Here is a 16,430-nt window from a genome sequence, read left to right as displayed (position 1 = left end):
CTCACCGCGAGGAAACCAGCCGCTCGAGCTCGTCGATCAGGCGCTCCAGCACCCCAAACGCGCGCCGGATTGGCTCAGGGCTTTCCATGTCGATCCCGGCGATTCTAAGGGCGTCCAGGGGGAAGACCGAGTCCCCCGCCTTGAGGAACTCGAGGTAGCGCCGAGCAGCGGGCTCACCCTCGCGCAACACGTCTTGGGCCAGGGCGTTGGCCGCCGAGATGCCGGTGGCGTACTGGTAGACGTAGTAGGGGGAATAGAGGTGGGAGAAGTTCATCCAGCTCGAGCCCAGCCGCTCGGGGTCTATCTCGACCTCCCCCCCGTAGCCCTCGGCGAAGAGCTCGGCCATGCGGCCGGTAAGGAAGGCCGCATTCAGGGCCTCGCCGCGTTCGAGCTTCTGGTAGCACTCCAGCTCAAAACGGGCCAGGGTGGGCATCACGAAGAGGTAGCGGTGGAAGTTGGCAAAAGCCTCCTCGAGTACCGCGATCTTGAAGTCGTCGTTGGGGGCTTCCTCGAGCAGCCGGGCGCGGGTCAGGGCCTGGTTGAAGTTGCTGGCGACCTCCGCCACGAAGAGGGAGTAGCGGCAGTACACGTGCGGCTGGTGGAGCCGGGTGAAATACGAGTGCATCGAGTGGCCCAGCTCGTGGGCCAGCGTGCTCATGGAGAAAAGGTCGTTCTGGAAGCTCATGAAGATGAACGGGTGGGTGCCCTTGAGCCCCGAGGAGTAGGCCCCCGCCCGCTTGCCTTGGTTGAGCCCCCAGTCCACCCAGCGCTCCTCGAAAAGCCCTTTGCGCATCGGCTCCACGTACTCTGGCCCCAGCGGCTCCATCCCCCGGATGACCATCTCCGCGGCTTCTGCAAAAGAGAGGGTGGGGCCGCTACGCAACGGAGCGGGTGCGTCGTAGGTGGGTACGTCGTAGGTGTGCAAGACGCCGCCGTTGGCCCTCTTGCGAATAGCCCAGTAGCGGTGCCAGAGGGGGAGGTGAGCCCGGAAGGTCTCCAGCAGGTTGTCGTAGACCTTCTTGGGAATGTGGTTGAGGGCCAAAGACATCTCGAGCGAGCTGGGGTAGTTCCGGGCTCTGGCCTGGAAGACAAAAGCCTTCATGCTGCCCTGGAGGGTAGCGGCCAGGGTGTTCTTGAGGGCTAGATGGCCATCGGCGTAGTGCTCCCAGGCCAGTTTGCGCACCAAGGGGCTCTCGTGCACCAACAGGCCGCCGATGGTGGCGTGCGAAACCGGCAGGCGCATCCCGTCGAACTCCACCGGGCGGAAGGCCATGTCGGCGTTGGTGGCGGCGGCCGCAGCTGCGCTGAGGCTAGCCAAGGGGTCGCCGACCTGGGCCATAACCTCCTCCACCTCGGCGCTGCGGATGTGCGCGCGACGTAGCTGGAGCCGCTCCAGGTAGTGCCGGTATACGGCCAGCCCCGGCTCTTGGGCCATGAACTGCTCGAGCTTGGCAGGTTCGATGCGCAGGATCTCGGGCACGATAAAAGCCGCCGCGGCATTCACCTGGGCGATCAGGCCGCTGGCCTGGGCGTTCATGGCAGCATAAGTGGGGTTGGCCCCATCGGTGGAGAGGTTGAGCGAGGCGTAAAGCCCCACCTTCTGAGCCGCCAGGCTCAGCCGGTCACGGGTCTGTAGGGCCAGCAGAAGGGTTTGGGCCGATTCCCCCAGCCGCCCCGCGAAGGCTCGGAGGGCGTCCAGGGAAGCCAAGACCTCCTGGAAGGCCCTCTTCCACTCGGCCTCGTCGGCGAACACGGTTTCAATGCTCCATTGCTGTTCTTTGGGCAACTCCGAACGTTTGGGGAGGACCTCTGACATGCCCCTATCCTAAAACACAAACTGACTGAAGGGTCAGCGCTCGAGAAGGGCACAGCGCCGCCGCGACCTTTCGGAGAGGCGCGGAGGCCCGTACACTTGGGCTATGGATGTGGGAGAAGCACGCAGGCGGATCAAGGAAGCCAAGCGTGTCGCGGTGCTTACCGGGGCGGGGATTTCCGCCCCCTCGGGCATCCCCACCTTCCGCGACGCAGCGGGGCTATGGAAGGGTTTTCGCCCAGAAGACTACGCCACCCCCGAAGCCTACCGCCGCGACCCCCTTAAGGTGTGGGAGTGGTATGCCTGGCGCTACGCCAACGCGATGCAGGCCCAGCCCAACCGGGCCCACCGGCTCTTGGCCGAGCTAGAACGCCAGCTCACCACCCCTTTTCCCCGGGTGGGCGATCGGCTCACCTCCACGCTGCGCGAAGGAAGCGGGTTTCTCCTGGTCACCCAAAACGTGGACGGGCTCCACGCCCGGGCCGGTTCTACCCACCTGGTCGAACTCCACGGCTCGATCGGGCGGGCCCGCTGTGAGGAATGCGGGGCTCGTTTCCCCCTCCCCGATCCCAGCTTGTTCATCCCCCCGCCGGTCTGCCCCAACTGCGGCGGGCGGGGCCGCCCGGACGTGGTCTGGTTCGGCGAGCCGCTGCCCCCGGGATCCTTCGAGCGGGCCGAGCGCGCTTTCGCCAGGGCGGAGGTGGCCTTGGTGGTGGGAACCAGCGCAGAAGTCGAACCTGCGGCTAGCCTGGGTCGAGTGGCGAGCTGGGCCGGGGCCTACTTGATCGAGATCAACCCGAGCACAACCCCGCTCTCAGGGCTGGCCGATTGCAGCCTACGGATGGGAGCGGTGGAGGGGCTAGAGCTGCTGCTCTCGCCGCAAAACGGAGCAGCACCCCTGGGGCTGGAATAACCCAGGTGGTCAGGCCTCCTTCTCCCCTCCCCGTCGCCCCCTAAAGACCAACCGGAAGGGCACTTCCGCCAACCCCAGATCCTCCCCGATGCGGTTTCTGAGGTATCCTTCGAAGGCCCTCGTCACAAACTCGGGATAGTTGACAAAGAACACGAAGGTTGGAGGGGCGATTTCCGGCTGGGTGACGAAGAAGATCTTGAGCGGCTTGCCCTTGAAGTTGGGCAGGGCCACCTTGGCCGTCCAGGCCGAGAGGTAGCGGTTGAGGTCGGCGGTTTCGAAGCGCTGGCGGGCCAGGGCGTATAGCCGGGTGGCCTCGGTGAAGAGCTTGTGCAGGTTGAGCCCCGTTACCGAGGAAACATAGACCCGCGGTAGGTGTCCTAGGTGGGCCAGCCGCTCGCCGATCTCCCGGCGCACCTTGGGCTGGTCGTCTTTTTTCACCAGGTCCCACTTGGTAACGGTGAGAATCACCGGTTTCCCCGCCTCGAGGGCCTCGTTGGCGAGCTTGAGTTCGCGGTCGCCGAAGTTGGCCGGATCGATCACCAAGAATACGATATCGGCCTCCTCGATGCTCTTGTGCGCGCGGGCGATGGCCAGTTCCTCCACCAACGTCTCGGGGCGCTTGCGAATCCCGGCGGTGTCCACCAACTGGAAAAGCGTACCGCCGTAATCAAACTCCACGTCGATCGAGTCACGGGTGGTTCCGGGCTCCTCCGAGACGATGACCCGCTCCTCGCCCAAGATGGCGTTCAGCAGGCTCGACTTTCCCGCATTGGGGCGGCCTACGATAGCGATCTTGATGGGTACTACCTCGGGCTCAGATTCCCCCTCTTGGCGCACGGGCAGTTTGCTCCAGATTTTGTCCTCGAGCTCCTCTAACCCCCGGGCGTGGCTGCTGGAAGTCGCTATCGGTTCGCCAAAGCCTAAGGCCCAGAGGTCTCCCAGGTAGTGCTCGTGCTTGGGGTCATCTACCTTGGTGGCCACCAGCAGCACATTGGGATGTTTGCGCCGCAGAAAATCCGCCACCTCCAGATCCGCCGGGCTGATATCGGCCCGACCGTCCACGGTGAAGAGCACCAGGTCGGCATCCTCGAGCGCGGCCTCCACCTTTTCTTTGATCTTCTGCTCCCACACGTCGCCTGACCACAGCCCCCCGGTGTCCACCAGCTTGAAGCGGCCCCGCTCGCTTTCCACGGTAGCCTCCTTGAGGTCGCGGGTTACCCCGGGCTGGTCGGCCACCACGGCGGCGTTCCGCTTACCCAACAAGCGGTTGAAGAGGCTGGACTTGCCCACGTTGGGGCGACCCACGATCACGACTTTGTACATAGCGACACCTGCTCCACAAGCCTCTCATAGTAACACGCGGGCTCAAAGGGTGGGCGGAACGAGGTCGGTATCGGTTTCTGGGGGCATTTTATACCCCCAGATGCGCGCCAGGGTCATCATCTGGCCCTTGTGGTGGAACTCGTGGGTAATGGGGTGCATCAGCAGCCAGCGCTGGGAGACAGGCATGCGCCAGCCCCGGATTGGGTGAGTCCACTCGTAGACCTCATCCAGACGGGTGAACTTTTGGAAAGCCTCCTCCACGGTCGCGTCTACCTGGTCAAATAGCCTTCGCATCGCCGGGACATCGGGGATATCCTGGCCTTGTACGGATAGGCTTGCATTGCCGAGCCCCACATTCCCCACCCACCACAAATAGCACTCTGCCACGTGGGCGTGTAGGTTGCGGAGGCTACCGAAGCCGAAGTCGGGGTGCTCACGGGTATAGACCTCGAGCGGTAACCCTTGGCAAAAGTCCAGCACTTGGGCCCGGGTGCGCCGAACCCACGAATAGGTGAGCACAAGCCCTTGGTCCATAGCTCCGATGATACAAGCGAGTAGGCCGCCCGGCGGGCGGCCTACGGGGATGGCTAGCTTAGCGTACGGCGGCGTTGTAGCGGGCGATGGCCTCGTTGGACTTCTGCGCCGCCTGGTTTAGCGCTTCTTCCACGCTGGCCTTGCCCGCGATGGCCAGTTCCATCGCCTCTTCGATGTGCTGGCGGATCTGCGGCATCACCCCCGCCACCGCGCCCTGGCTGGACTTGGTAGGCGGGCTGGAGAGAATGATGTCCACCGGCGTTTTAGCGTTGGGGTTTTCCTTCCAGTAGGCCTTGGTCTCGGGAAGCTCGAGGGCCGCCCTCGAGACCGGGTAATAGCCGGTGGCCTTGTGCCACTCGAATTGCACTTTGGGGGAGATGGCGTACTTGATGAAGTCCCAGGCGCACCTGGTCTCGTTGTCGGGGTGGCCTTTGAAGACGTACAGGGCCGCCCCGCCGATGGCGGTGCCGCCTTTGGTGCCCGCCGGGCGGGGTAGCGGCGCGGTCTTGAACTGGAAGCGCCCGCCCACCTCGCGCTGTACCGCCCCCAGAGTGGCGGTGGACTCCACGAACATCGCGGCCTTGCCCGAGGTGAAGGCTTGGCGCTGAGCGGCGCCGTCGCGCCCCACGTTGGGCATCAGGCCCTCGCGGGTCATGTCCACGATCCACTTCACCGCCCGCACCCCCTCGGGGCCGTTGTAGGTCACCGCGGTAGCCCGCTTGGTGCGCCCGTTGTCGTTGTTGACCACGTAGCCGCCCTGGTTGTAGATCAGCTGCTCGATAAACCAGCCATATACCCGGATGGTAGCCCCGTACTGGATCACGTTGCCATTGGCGTCTTTCTTGGTCAGCTTGCGGGCGTAGTCCACGAACTCCTCGAAGGTCTTGGGCGGACGGGTAAACCCGGCGGCCTTGAGCGCGTCCACGTTATAGTAAAGCTCCGCCGTGGAGGCATTGAAGGGGATGCCGTAATACTTGCCGTCGAGGTTATAGTAGCGGGCCAGCGGGAAGAGGATCCCCGAGAGGTCGTACCTGTCCTGGCGAGCCAAGTCCGAAGCGGGGATAATCTGCCCGGATTCGGCCATGGCCTGTAGGCCTATGTCGTAAATCTGCTGAATGTGCGGGGGGTTCTTTCCCCTAAGGGCGGCTTGCAGCTTGGTCAGGCCGTCGTCGTAGGAACCCACGTAGGTGGCTTCCACCGTACAGGCGTTTTGCGAGGCGTTATATGCCTTGACCATGCGGTCCACCGCCTCGCCGTTGACCCCGCCCATAGAATGCCAAAAGCTCACCTTGACCGGGGCCTGGGCCGCCGCCAGTCCTAAGCTCATCGCTACAAGGCCGATGCCGACGCTTCTCCATCGTTGACCTTTCATTAAAGCCTCCTTGGTGAGGTGTCCCTCGCCTAATACCTTACCGACTTTGCTGGGGAGTTGTCAGGGACCGATCAGCCCTTGACCCCACCCACCGAGATGCCGCGCACAAAAGCCCGCTCGAGCACGATGAAAGCGATCAGCGTAGGGGCCAGCACCAGGATGGCCCCGGCGGCCACGAACCCGTAGTTGGAGCCCTCCTGGTCCACCAGGAAAAAGCGCAGCCCAATCTGGGCCGTGCGCCAGGTGGGGGAGCTGGTCACGACCAGCGGCCAGAGGTACTGGTTCCAGGTGTTGAGGAAGGTCAGCAGGGCCAGCGAAGCCAGAGCGGGCCGGGCCAGCGGTGCGGCCACGAAGCGCAGCTGCTGCAAGGGGGTAGCCCCATCTATCTTGGCGGCGTCGAAGTACTCCTCGGGGATTTGCAAAAAGTTCTGCCGTAACAGGAAGATGCCGAAAGCTCCGGCCAAAAAGGGCAGCACCAACCCCCAGTAGCTATCCAGCAGCCGCAGGTGGGATATGGTCAGGTAGTTGGGAATCAAGGTGAGCTCCCAGGGCACCATGTAGGTGGCCAGCACCCCCAAAAACAGGGCCCGCTTGGCCGGGAAGTTAAGCCGGGCGAAGCCGAAGGCGGCCAGGGCCGAGGTCAGCAGTTGGCCCAGCGTTACCCCTACGGCGACCAGCAAAGTGTTGAACAAGTAGCGGGCCAGGGGGGCTTTTTCTAAGGCGCCCCGATAGTTCTCGAGCGAGAACTCCCGGGGAATCAGGCGGGGTGGGTACTCGAACACCTCTCCCGGCGGCTTGAGCGAGGCCGACAACAGCACCAGCACCGGCATCAGCACCAGCAGCGCGAGCAGGGTGAGCCCGGCGTAGGAGAGGATCCACTCGCCCCAGGGGCGACGTTTGCGGGTTTGTGGGAGGGGTTGGCTGGCGTTCATTGGTAATGCACCCTTCGCTCGAGGCGGTTTTGCAGCAGGGTAAAGCCCAGGATCACGATAAAGAGCAGCACCGCTTGGGCGGTGGCGTAGCCGAAGCGGAAGTTGATAAACCCTTCGGTGTAGATGCGGTATACGGCCACTTGGGTAGCGCTTGCCGGGCCGCCCCGGGTCAGCAGGTCAATGGGGCCGAAGGTGGTCATGGCGTGGATCACCCCCACGATCGAGGCGAAAAACAAGGTGGGAGAGAGCAAGGGCAGGGTGATGCGGGCGAAGATATTCAGGGGGGTAGCCCCGTCTAGCCGCGCGGCCTCGATCAGGTCCTCGGGGATGCCCTGCAAGGCGGCCAGCAGCAGGATGGCATTCAGCCCAAGCTGCTGCCAAGCTACCGCCAGGGCTACCGCAGCCAGGGCTACGCTGGGGTCTTGCAGCCAGGAGACCGGGGGCAGGTGGAACAGGCTGAGGGCGTAGTTGATATACCCCACCACCGGGTGGTACAGCCAGCGCCAGGCGATGGCCGCGGTAGCGGTCGGCACCGCCACCGGGAGGAACAGCAGCACCCGGTAGATGCGGATCCCCGGCAGGGTGCGGTGCAAGAGCACCGCCGCCAGCAACCCTCCGCCGATCGAGAGCGGCACGGTCATCAGGGTGAAGAGCAAGGTGGTGAGCAGGCTGCTATGAAACTCACGGTCGTGCAGCAGGTCTTGGTAGTTTTGTAGCCCCACCCACACCGAGTTCCCTGAGAACGGGGCTTCGCTGTGCAGCGAGAGCCAGAAGGCGCTCAGGGCTGGGTAGACGGTGAAGGCCATTATAAAGAGCAACGCGGGGGCCAAAAACCACCAACCGGCAACACTTCTTCGACGACTTCCCTGGGCCCTGCGCAGCCCAGAAGCAGTAACCTGAGCCATATTCGCGCCTAATATACAACCCCTGGCGGGCAACGCTCGACTTTCTTTCGCCGGCAGAAGAGGGGCTCGATGGAATACACTGGGGCCAGGGCAACTTGCTGGGCAGGGGGTTAGAAGCATGCGTAGATCTCTTTTGGGGTTTCCCCTTCTAGCGTTGGTGTTGACGGCTTGTCCGTCGAGCAATCCTGCCGGGTCGGGCTCGATCTCGGGGGTGGTGATCGCCCCGGGGGCCATCCAGAACGGGGCTGCCGGCCTCGGTATCAACCCTGCCTTGCGCAACGACCTCAATGCCCACCGCGGTGAGGAGATCGTTCCCGGCGAGGTCATCGTCAAGTTCAAACCCACGGTGAGCTTGCAGTCGGCCTCGAGCCTCAGGGTGAACGGCCAGACCCTGAGCCTGGTGCGGCCGCTGGCGCTCGAGCGCACCCAGCTGTACCGGGCCTCGGGGTTAGATACAGCCGGAACCCTGGCCCTGGTAGAGCGCCTCGCCGCCCGCGCCGACGTGGAATACGCGGTGCCGAACCGCATCTGGCGCGCCCTCAAGACGCCCAACGATCCCTACTACGGCGCCCAGTGGCACTACCCGCTGATGAACCTCCCGGCGGCCTGGGACACCACCACCGGTTCGGCCAGCACCAAGGTCGCGGTGATCGACACCGGGATCCTGCCCCACCCCGATCTGGCCGGAAGGGTAACGGGCGGCTACGACTTCATCTCCGATCCCGCCGTCGCGGGCGATGGGGATGGCCGCGACTCCGACCCCACCGACGAGGGGGATGCCGAGCAGGCCGGCGAGCCGAATTCCTACCACGGCACCCACGTGGCCGGTACGGTGGGCGCGGCCACCGACAACAACCAAGGGGTAGCCGGGGTGAACTGGGCCGCCAAGATCGTGCCGATCCGGGTCTTGGGCAGGGGGGGCGGCACTACCGCCGACATCGTGGAGGCCATCAGGTGGGCGGCGGGCGGTTCGGTGAGCGGGGTTCCCGCCAACCCCAACCGGGCCGATGTCATCAACCTGAGCCTGGGGGGGCAGGGGAGCTGTGATCCGGCCTGGCAGGAGGCCATCAACTTCGCCACCTCGCAGGGCGCCATCGTGGTGGTGGCGGCGGGAAACAGCAACACGGACGCCTCCGGCTTCACCCCCGCGAGCTGCCAGAAGGTCATCACGGTGGGCGCGGTCGGCCCCGACGGGAAGCGCGCCCCCTACTCCAACTATGGCCCGCGCATCGACGTGATGGCCGCGGGCGGTGACCTCAACCAGACCTTCACCTTCAACGGACGATCTTACCCGGCGGGGGTGCTCAGCACCTTGAGGGATGATGCCAACCAAAAATGGGTTTACGCCTTCTACCAGGGCACCTCGATGGCCGCGCCGCACGTGGCGGGCATCGTCTCCCTGATGAAGGCGCAGGCCCCCAGCCTCACCTTTGACCAAGCTCTACAAAAACTCAGGACTAGCGCGACCCCTCTGACGGCCTCGCAGTGCAACCGCCCCTCGGGGAGCGATTGCGGGGCGGGCTTGGTGGACGCGGCCAAAGCCCTGACCAGTGGTTCCACGCCCGCGCCCCCGCCCCCGCCATCCACCCGCCCGGTGACGACGTACGTGGTGGCCTTCTTCTGCACCACCCGGAGCTGCCTGGACGCGGGGGGCGATTTGGCCATAGATTTCAGCCGCTCCAAGCTCAACGTGGTCTTGCAAACCCAAGAGCGCACCCCCTACTCCATCGGCGGCCTCGAGCCCGGGACCTACCTGGCCGCGGCCTTCCAGGACATCAACGGCAACGGGGAGTACGACAGCGAACCCCTGGGGGCCTACCCCAACCCGGTCCGGGTGGCCAATGGAAACGTCCCGAACATCGACATTCAGCTCCTGCCCTACTCGGCCAGCGGGGCCTGGGCGCAGTCGGGGTTCCCCCGTGAGCAGGTCGCCCGGCTGATCGAGCAGAAGCTCAGGTAGACCGCGCCTCCCCTCCGATCCAGGGCCGCGTTGTTGCGATGAGCGAGGCGAGTTCGCTTACGGTTGCCGACCCAAGCGGTGGTTAGAGTGGAAGCATGAAGATCTACACCAAAACCGGCGACCAGGGCGAGACCGGCCTCTACGGCGCCGAGCGGGTTCCCAAGGATCACCCCCGGGTGGAGGCTTACGGCACCGTGGACGAGGCCAACAGCGCCCTGGGGCTGGCCCGTAGCCTCCTCCCGGCCCAACACGCCGACCTCCAGGGCGACCTCGAGTACCTCCAGAACGCCCTCTTCGACTTAGGGGCTGACCTCGCCACCCGCCAGGGCTCCCCCTACGCCAAAAACGTGGTCCGCCTCGACGCAGCAGACGTGGAGCGGCTCGAGCAGCTCATCGACCGCTACCAGGAGGAAGCCCCCCCCTTCACCGGCTTCATCCACCCCGGTGGCCACCCCGCCGCCGCCGCGCTGCATCTGGCCCGCACCGTGGTGCGCCGGGCCGAGCGCTGCGTGGTGAAGCTTTCGCACCAGGAGGAGATCAACCCCGAGGCCCGGCGCTACCTCAACCGCCTCTCGGATCTGCTCTTCACCCTGGCGCGGGTGGTGAACCGGCGCGAAGGCTTCTCGGAGGAGAAGTGGTTGGTGAAAAAGCGCCGCTAAACGCATATGCGCCTCGTTAGTCTGACCGCTTCCAACACCGAGATCGTCTGGGCCCTGGGCTGCCTGGAGCAGCTGGTAGGGGTGGACGACCACTCGGACTTTCCGGCGGAGGTTGCGCACCTCCCCCGGGTGGGGCCGGATTTGCAGGTGAATCTGGACAAAGTGGAAGCCCTTAGGCCAGACTTGGTGCTCTCGAGCCTTTCCGTGCCCGGCATGGAGCGGGTGGTAGAGGGCCTGGAGCGGCGCGGTATTCCCCAGGTGATCCTGGACCCCGAGACCTTGGCCGACGTGTACGCCGACATCCGGCGGGTCGCGGAGCTTTTGGGGGTCCCGCAGCGGGGGACCCACGTGGTGCAGGCCATGCAGCGGATGATCGCTGCGGCTCGAGGCGGCTTGCCCAACTGGGTGCGCCCGCCGCGGGTGATGGTGGAGTGGTGGCCGCGCCCGATGATCGCGGCGGGGCGAAGAAGCTGGGTGACCCAGATGCTCGAGGCCCTGGGGGCCCAGAACGCCTTCGCTCACCTGGAAGTGCGCTCGAAGCCGCTGAGCGAGGCCGAGGTGGAGGAGGCCCAGCCCGACCTCATCACGGTGTCGTGGTGCGGGGCGAAAAAACTGCGGCCCGAAGTGGTGCTGAAGCGGAAGTTGCGGATTCCAGCCATCCGCTACGGGCAGGTTTTTCCCCTCGAGGAAGCCTACTTAGGCCGCCCGGGGCCACGTTTAGCCGAAGGGGTACAGCGCCTGGCCAACAGGCTGCAGCGCGTCCCGGTGTGGACCAAGCCGATTTCAGGGGTAAAAGGGGGCGGGGGTGAAGGAATTTAAGGTGGTGGCCTTCTGGGTGCGCCCCAAGGACGAGGCGGGGTTGCCGGGGGCGGAAAACCTCCTCGAGCCCCTTTTGCGCACCTTCTACCAGGCCTTTCCCGAATACGAAGGCTGCCTGAGCGGGTTTCCGGCCCCTCGCAAGCCACACGGAGCCTTCGTCTACGTATCGGGCTCTTGTAACGGCTTGCTGCCGGGGGCCTCGGAGTATCTGCAGGGGTTGCTCGAGCGGGCCTTCCCGCAAGCCGAGGTACGTTGGTACGGGCGGCCCTGGAGCGATGGGCGCCCCCACCGCCTCACCTCCGGCGAAATAGGCTGACGGCCCCCAGGGTAGTGCGGCTCGCGCCTAGCTCTACTTTTCGCACGGCTGAACAAGAGACGACTCCGGGACAGCGCCACGCGCCCGGACCCCCCAGTTCCTCCCGCCTGCGCTTGGGGTACAATCGAGCGTGTCTGGTGAACTGAGCCCGGAGGCGTTGCTTCCCTTGCTCGAGACCCCGCTGGGGCAGAGGTACTGCTACCTGGAGCGCACCACCTCCACCCAGGACGTGGCCAAAGCCTGGGCCGAGGCGGGGGCGCCCGAAGGAGCTTTGGTGGTGGCGGAGGTGCAGGAAAAGGGCCGGGGGCGGCGGGGGCGGCCCTGGCAGAGCACGCCGGGAGAAAGCCTCACCTTCTCGCTGCTGCTGCGCCCCCGTATCTCTCCGGAGCGCTTCCCCCTCCTCTCCTTCGCCGCCGGAGTCGCCCTGCGCGAGGCCTGTGGGGTGGGGGGGCTCAAGTGGCCCAACGACCTATTGGCCTCCGATGGGCGCAAACTGGCAGGGATCCTGCTCGAGGCCGGGCGAGGATACGTGGTTTTGGGCATCGGCCTCAACGTCCGCGCCGCCCCACCGGGCAGGGCGGCGCTGGTGGAGTTCGCTCCGGCGGGCCGGATCGAGGTACTGGCTGGCTTTCTCAATCGCCTGGGGCGTCTGTACCCTGGGCTCGAGGGGCAGCCCAACCAGATACTTTCCGCCTGGCGGCGCTACAGCCTCACCCTGGGCCAGGAGGTGGTGCTCGAGACCCCCCAGGAGACCCTGCGGGGCCGAGCCGTGGATATCGCCGAAGACGGTTCCCTGTGGCTGGAGGTCTCAGGTACAATGCGGCGCGTCACCTCGGGTGACGTGGACTTGGTAGGTAACATTCAGGAGGTGTGGACATGAACCCAACCCAAACCCTTCCTTATCTGCCTCTTGCCAAATCCCTTTTGCCCGCCCGTACCCTGACCCGCGACGTGGTTTTGGTGCTGGCGGGTTGCCTGTTCGTGGCCTTGACCGCGCAGTTTGCGGTGGGTTCCCCGGTGCCCATCACCGGGCAGACCTTCGGGGTGCTCTTGGTGGGTGCGGCGCTGGGCGGGCGGCTGGGATTTTTGGCCCTGGTCACCTACGTCTTGGCCGGCAGCCTAGGGGCTCCCTTCTTCGCCGGGGGGGCCTCGGGAATCGGCAAAGGCCTGACGCTGGGCTATCTGGTGGCTTTCCCCATCGCCGCCTGGCTGGTGGGCTACTTGGTCGAGCGCTATGGGGCTGACCGCAGCTTCTTCAAGACCCTGGGCCTGATGCTAGCAGCCAGCTTGCTCATCTACGCCATCGGAGTGCCCTGGCTGGGCTATGTAGGCTTCAAGTTGGGCATCTTCAAGGACTGGAACACGGTGATCATGGCCGGGATGACCAAGTTCCTCATCGGCGACTTCATCAAGGCGGTGCTGGCGGCCTCTTTGCTGCCGCTAGCGTGGCGCTTCGTGGGACAGAAGTAACCGCAGCCCAGAGGGGCCGGGCATGCGGCGCTCTGCGCCGGGTCCGGCTTTCGATTTACAATTAGGCCATGGTCGAGGTCCCCGAGATTCCCAGGCAGGCCGAGGTAGCGCTGCCGGCTTCCCAGACCGCTCTGATCGTGGTGGACATGCAAAACGACTTCGTGGAGCCCGAAGGGGCGCTCTTCGTCCCGGACGCGCCCAAGACCATACCGCCCATCGCCGAGCTGCTCGAGCGGGCCCGCGCCGCCGGGGTCAGGGTGGTCTACACCCAGGACTGGCACCCCAAGGACGACCCCGAGTTCAACATCTGGCCGCGCCACGGGGTGCAGAACACCTGGGGGGCCGAGATCGTGGAGGCGCTCAAGCCCCGCCCCGAGGAGACCGTCCTCCGCAAGGCCCGCTACGACGGCTTCTACGGCACTCCGCTCGAGCACCTGCTGCACCTGTGGGGCATCAAGCACGTGGTGGTGGTGGGCACGGTGGCCAACATCTGCGTGCTGCACACGGCGGGCAGCGCTGCGCTGCGCTGGTACGACGTGGTCCTGCCCGAAGACGGCACCAGCGCCCTCACCCCCTTCGACCTCGAGGCCGCGCTGCGCCAGGTCACCTTCTTGTATCAGGGTAAGGTCACCACCTGCGCCGGGGTGCGGTTTGTCTAGGCCCCAGCGGCAAAAGGCGGGCACGGTCACGTTCGGCGACCCGCGGATGGCCGAGCTCCAGCGGCGCTTCGGCCCCGCCCCTTTCCAGCCTCACGCCGCCGAGGTGCGGCCCGCCTACCCCACCCTGGTGAGCTCTATCGTGGGACAGCAACTCTCCGGCAAGGCGGCCCAGACCATATGGAAGCGGCTCGAGGGGCGCTTTCCCATCGAACCCGCCGTCCTGGCCACCGCCCACCCCGACGAGCTGCGGGCTTTGGGCCTCTCGCGGGCCAAGGTCGGCTTCATCCATGACCTCTCGCGCTTCGCCCTTGAGGGCGGTCTCGAGGGCCTCGAACAGCGCTCCGACGAGGAGATCATCGCCCACCTCACCCAGCTCAAGGGCATCGGGGTCTGGACGGTGCAGATGTTCTTGATGTTCGGCCTGCGCCGCCCCGACGTGTGGCCCCTCCTCGACCTCGGGGTGCGCAGGGGCCTCGAGCGGGTCTACGGGGTGAGCGATCGAGCCGGGCTCGAGGCCCTGGGCGAGCGCTTCCGCCCCTTCCGCTCCCATGCTGCTTGGTACATGTGGCGGGTGGTGGAGAACGCCGGGGCGGGTGGTTTTTAGCTGATGGCTGGATGCCTGGCGTCGGGCGCGGGTCGTACGCAAAACGCAATACGCCTTGTTCCCCTTTAGCAAGGGGGGCTGGGAAGGGTAAACCGCAGGCTACGAGTTAGCGGATAATAGCCGAGCGCTTCTTGCTCCCAAATTATCGCCTGCCGAATACGATCAGCATGCCGTTGCGATCGTCGCTGATGTAGAGCCTGCCGTCGGGGCCGGCCTTGACGTCCACCGGGGCCCCCAGCTTGCCGCCGGGCAGCACCCAGGCCTTGATCAGGTCGGCGGGGTCGCCGTTGGGGATGCCCTTGGCGTCTGGGGGGAAGGCCACCAGGCGGTGGCCGTACTTGCGGTAGCCGTGGTAGCCCACCACCAGCCAGCCCCGGTAGGGCTGGGGACCCTCGCTCCAGTAGGTCATGCCCAGCGGGGCGGCGTGGGCGGGGAGCAGCACGGCGGGCTTGCGGGTGTTGGCACAGGGGTAGCCGGGGAACTCGGGGGCGTTGCGGGCGTTCTCGTAGCAGTAGGGCCAGCCGTAGTTGGCACCGGCCTCGAGCACGTTCAGCTCGTCCTTGGGGTGTTCCTCGTCGTCGAGCTTGGGGTCGGCGGCGCTGATGGCGTCGCGGGAGTTCTCCCCCTGGAGCACGGTGCCCGAGGGGTGCACGGCCAGGGCCATGGAGTTGCGCAGGCCACTCGCCAGCACGCCCCAGCCGCTGACCTTCCCGCTCTCCCAGTCGAAGGTGTAGCGCCGCACCAGCCCGTTGGTCTGGGCTTCGCGGCAAGCGGCCTGGCCCCTGTCCTGCTGGCAGTTGTCGCTGGCGCTGCCGACGTTGACCAAAAGGCGCCGGTTGGTATCGAAGACCATTTGGGTGAGGGGGTGGCGGCCGTTGCCGGGGAGGTTGGTGATGACGTACTCCTTGGCGGGCTTGTCCAGGCTGAAGCGGAAGATCCGGCCCACCTCGCCCACGTAGACCTTGCCGTCGGGGCCCAGGACGATGCCGTTGGGGCGGTCGAGCTGGGTGAACAGGCGCTGGGGGGCGTAGCCTTTAGCCTTGGCCAGCAGGGTCACCGCGCCGCGGTGGGGGCTCCAACCGCCCATCTCGACCACCAGGAGGTCACCGTTGGCCAGGGGAAGCACGCCCCTGGGGAAGTTCAGGCCGCTGCGGACGACCCCGGCGCAGAAGCCGGCGGGGGTGACGACCTCGAGCCCACGAAAACCCAGGCAGCTTTGGGCCAGGGCGGGGGTCAGGGTTAGGGCTAAGGGCAAGAGGAGTTGTCTCACGCCTCCTACCCTAGGCCACGGGGCCCCCAAGCTCAACCCTGGGCCAGCCGCCGCCCGGCCTCGAGCACCCGTACCCCGTGCCGGACGGCCTGCCGCGCTGCCTCAGAGTCGGCGTAGCCCGAGCGGTAGAAGTCCCAGGCGCACAGGTAGAAGCCCGCGTAGTCGGCGGCCAACCCGGCCTGCCCGGCGGCCTCGAGCCGCCCCACCAGGTGGGTGCGGTTGTGGCCCCAGGCCTCCTCGAAGCTGCTGCCCAGCAGCGAGAGCGCCCGCGAGGCGGTGGGCCCTACCCGCCAGGTGAGCTGGCGCAGGCAGTGGAAGAGGTACTTGCCGGGCATGTCCATGAAGTTGAGGGGGAAGGCCCGCAGGTCCTCGGGTTTGGCGTGCTCGAGCAGGCTCCAACGGTCGGCCTCCCGCACGGCCTCGCGGTCGGTGAGCGGGTGCACCTCGGCGTAGGGCTTGCCGAAGAGGGTCTGCACGACGGAAGCGGGGGAGGGGGAGAAGGTGGGGCTCTCCAGAAAGCGGTTGATGACCAGGATCTGAGGGCGGGGCAGGTGCAGGGGCTGGGGGGCGCGGCGGAAGAAGCGGCGCTCGAGGTCGGCCTGCACCGCCAGGGCCCGCTCGAGGTCGTCGAGCAGGCCGGGGTCGTGCAGGAGGAGCTGCACGTCGAGGTCGGAGAGCTCGGGCACGTAGTCGAGGGGGCTGTCCCAGGGCTTGAGGGCCGAGCCTTTGGCGTAGATGCCCACGAAGGCCCCCTCGCCGAGCTGGCCCAGCAGGGCTTCCACCACCGACTCCAGCATCATGCTGACCTCGAGCCGCAGCCGGGCCTTGGAGGGGTAGGCTTGGTCCCAGGAGGGCAGTCGCAGGGGCATAGGCCGCCCATC

17 protein-coding genes are annotated in these 16,430 nt (G+C 66.1%); 9 read left to right on the top strand and 8 right to left on the bottom strand.

Features of this window, described 5'->3' with window-relative positions; all coding sequences use genetic code 11:
• Nucleotide 1: 1 nt before the first annotated feature.
• Entirely contained in the window at nt 2–1,816 is a 1,815-nt protein-coding gene (gene pepF / locus DNA98_RS00550) for an oligoendopeptidase F (protein WP_110524537.1), read from the bottom strand.
• A gap of 103 nt (nt 1,817–1,919) precedes the next feature.
• On the opposite strand from pepF, the gene DNA98_RS00545 reads away from it, so the two are divergent.
• On the top strand, nt 1,920–2,726 hold the full coding sequence (locus DNA98_RS00545) for an NAD-dependent deacylase (RefSeq protein WP_110524535.1): 807 nt from the start codon (nt 1,920–1,922) through the stop codon (nt 2,724–2,726).
• Between the two features lie 9 nt (nt 2,727–2,735).
• On the opposite strand, the gene der is transcribed toward DNA98_RS00545, so the two are convergent.
• The 5 genes from der to DNA98_RS00520 form a co-directional block, all read right to left on the bottom strand.
• The gene (gene der, locus DNA98_RS00540) at nt 2,736–4,049 is read right to left on the bottom strand and encodes a ribosome biogenesis GTPase Der (RefSeq protein WP_110524533.1); all 1,314 of its coding nucleotides are present in this window, start codon (nt 4,047–4,049) and stop codon (nt 2,736–2,738) included.
• A 42-nt stretch (nt 4,050–4,091) separates the two neighbouring features.
• A complete protein-coding gene (locus DNA98_RS00535; protein ID WP_110524531.1) occupies nt 4,092–4,583 on the bottom strand; it encodes a DinB family protein in 492 nt (163 codons plus the stop codon).
• A gap of 58 nt (nt 4,584–4,641) precedes the next feature.
• Entirely contained in the window at nt 4,642–5,910 is a 1,269-nt protein-coding gene (locus DNA98_RS00530) for an ABC transporter substrate-binding protein (protein ID WP_233492982.1), read from the bottom strand.
• Between the two features lie 116 nt (nt 5,911–6,026).
• Nucleotides 6,027–6,887 (bottom strand): carbohydrate ABC transporter permease, encoded by an 861-nt coding sequence (locus DNA98_RS00525; protein WP_110524527.1) that lies wholly within the window; start codon nt 6,885–6,887, stop codon nt 6,027–6,029.
• A complete protein-coding gene (locus tag DNA98_RS00520; protein ID WP_110524525.1) occupies nt 6,884–7,792 on the bottom strand; it encodes a carbohydrate ABC transporter permease in 909 nt (302 codons plus the stop codon). Before DNA98_RS00520 ends, DNA98_RS00525 begins: the two co-directional genes overlap by 4 nt.
• A 118-nt stretch (nt 7,793–7,910) precedes the next feature.
• On the opposite strand from DNA98_RS00520, the gene DNA98_RS00515 reads away from it, so the two are divergent.
• The 8 genes from DNA98_RS00515 to DNA98_RS00480 all read left to right on the top strand — a co-directional run bounded on the left by DNA98_RS00515 (nt 7,911) and on the right by DNA98_RS00480 (nt 14,279).
• Complete coding sequence (locus tag DNA98_RS00515; RefSeq protein ID WP_110524523.1) at nt 7,911–9,752, top strand: S8 family serine peptidase; 1,842 nt, start codon at nt 7,911–7,913, stop codon at nt 9,750–9,752.
• Between the two features lie 95 nt (nt 9,753–9,847).
• On the top strand, nt 9,848–10,411 hold the full coding sequence (locus DNA98_RS00510; protein WP_110524521.1) for a cob(I)yrinic acid a,c-diamide adenosyltransferase: 564 nt from the start codon (nt 9,848–9,850) through the stop codon (nt 10,409–10,411).
• A 6-nt stretch (nt 10,412–10,417) separates the two neighbouring features.
• Nucleotides 10,418–11,230 (top strand): cobalamin-binding protein, encoded by an 813-nt coding sequence (locus DNA98_RS00505; protein ID WP_110524519.1) that lies wholly within the window; start codon nt 10,418–10,420, stop codon nt 11,228–11,230.
• Entirely contained in the window at nt 11,217–11,546 is a 330-nt protein-coding gene (locus DNA98_RS00500) for a hypothetical protein (RefSeq protein ID WP_110524517.1), read from the top strand. The genes DNA98_RS00505 and DNA98_RS00500 overlap by 14 nt, the downstream gene beginning before the upstream one ends.
• Nucleotides 11,547–11,676: 130 nt before the next feature.
• Nucleotides 11,677–12,426, top strand: a complete 750-nt coding sequence (locus tag DNA98_RS00495; protein ID WP_110524515.1) for a biotin--[acetyl-CoA-carboxylase] ligase — start codon at nt 11,677–11,679, stop codon at nt 12,424–12,426.
• Nucleotides 12,423–13,016, top strand: a complete 594-nt coding sequence (locus tag DNA98_RS00490) for a biotin transporter BioY (protein WP_110524512.1) — start codon at nt 12,423–12,425, stop codon at nt 13,014–13,016. Before DNA98_RS00495 ends, DNA98_RS00490 begins: the two co-directional genes overlap by 4 nt.
• Before the next feature lie 68 nt (nt 13,017–13,084).
• The gene (locus tag DNA98_RS00485; protein ID WP_110524510.1) at nt 13,085–13,675 is read left to right on the top strand and encodes a cysteine hydrolase family protein; all 591 of its coding nucleotides are present in this window, start codon (nt 13,085–13,087) and stop codon (nt 13,673–13,675) included.
• Nucleotides 13,668–14,279, top strand: a complete 612-nt coding sequence (locus tag DNA98_RS00480) for a DNA-3-methyladenine glycosylase (RefSeq protein WP_233492980.1) — start codon at nt 13,668–13,670, stop codon at nt 14,277–14,279. The genes DNA98_RS00485 and DNA98_RS00480 overlap by 8 nt, the downstream gene beginning before the upstream one ends.
• A gap of 142 nt (nt 14,280–14,421) precedes the next feature.
• Here DNA98_RS00480 and DNA98_RS00475 read toward each other — a convergent pair whose 3' ends face one another.
• Nucleotides 14,422–15,549 (bottom strand): sorbosone dehydrogenase family protein, encoded by a 1,128-nt coding sequence (locus tag DNA98_RS00475; RefSeq protein ID WP_199489344.1) that lies wholly within the window; start codon nt 15,547–15,549, stop codon nt 14,422–14,424.
• Between the two features lie 32 nt (nt 15,550–15,581).
• Nucleotides 15,582–16,418: a hypothetical protein gene (locus tag DNA98_RS00470; protein WP_110524506.1), complete on the bottom strand. Its 837-nt coding sequence runs from the start codon at nt 16,416–16,418 to the stop codon at nt 15,582–15,584.
• Nucleotides 16,419–16,430 lie beyond the last annotated feature (12 nt).

The organism is Meiothermus sp. Pnk-1, assembly GCF_003226535.1.
In the GTDB taxonomy this organism is placed as follows: Bacteria; Deinococcota; Deinococci; order Deinococcales; family Thermaceae; genus Allomeiothermus.
Note: the sequence above shows the minus strand (reverse complement) of the source record. Positions and strands in the feature narration are given on the sequence as shown.

What these genes read in the sequence shown, in the direction of transcription:
- pepF (WP_110524537.1), bottom strand. Translation starts at nt 1,816, where the DNA reads ATGTCAGAGGTCCTCCCCAAACGTTCGGAGTTGCCCAAAGAACAGCAA.
- DNA98_RS00545 (WP_110524535.1), top strand. Translation starts at nt 1,920, where the DNA reads ATGGATGTGGGAGAAGCACGCAGGCGGATCAAGGAAGCCAAGCGTGTC.
- der (WP_110524533.1), bottom strand. Translation starts at nt 4,049, where the DNA reads ATGTACAAAGTCGTGATCGTGGGTCGCCCCAACGTGGGCAAGTCCAGC.
- DNA98_RS00535 (WP_110524531.1), bottom strand. Translation starts at nt 4,583, where the DNA reads ATGGACCAAGGGCTTGTGCTCACCTATTCGTGGGTTCGGCGCACCCGG.
- DNA98_RS00530 (WP_233492982.1), bottom strand. Translation starts at nt 5,910, where the DNA reads ATGAGCTTAGGACTGGCGGCGGCCCAGGCCCCGGTCAAGGTGAGCTTT.
- DNA98_RS00525 (WP_110524527.1), bottom strand. Translation starts at nt 6,887, where the DNA reads ATGAACGCCAGCCAACCCCTCCCACAAACCCGCAAACGTCGCCCCTGG.
- DNA98_RS00520 (WP_110524525.1), bottom strand. Translation starts at nt 7,792, where the DNA reads ATGGCTCAGGTTACTGCTTCTGGGCTGCGCAGGGCCCAGGGAAGTCGT.
- DNA98_RS00515 (WP_110524523.1), top strand. Translation starts at nt 7,911, where the DNA reads ATGCGTAGATCTCTTTTGGGGTTTCCCCTTCTAGCGTTGGTGTTGACG.
- DNA98_RS00510 (WP_110524521.1), top strand. Translation starts at nt 9,848, where the DNA reads ATGAAGATCTACACCAAAACCGGCGACCAGGGCGAGACCGGCCTCTAC.
- DNA98_RS00505 (WP_110524519.1), top strand. Translation starts at nt 10,418, where the DNA reads ATGCGCCTCGTTAGTCTGACCGCTTCCAACACCGAGATCGTCTGGGCC.
- DNA98_RS00490 (WP_110524512.1), top strand. Translation starts at nt 12,423, where the DNA reads ATGAACCCAACCCAAACCCTTCCTTATCTGCCTCTTGCCAAATCCCTT.
- DNA98_RS00485 (WP_110524510.1), top strand. Translation starts at nt 13,085, where the DNA reads ATGGTCGAGGTCCCCGAGATTCCCAGGCAGGCCGAGGTAGCGCTGCCG.
- DNA98_RS00470 (WP_110524506.1), bottom strand. Translation starts at nt 16,418, where the DNA reads ATGCCCCTGCGACTGCCCTCCTGGGACCAAGCCTACCCCTCCAAGGCC.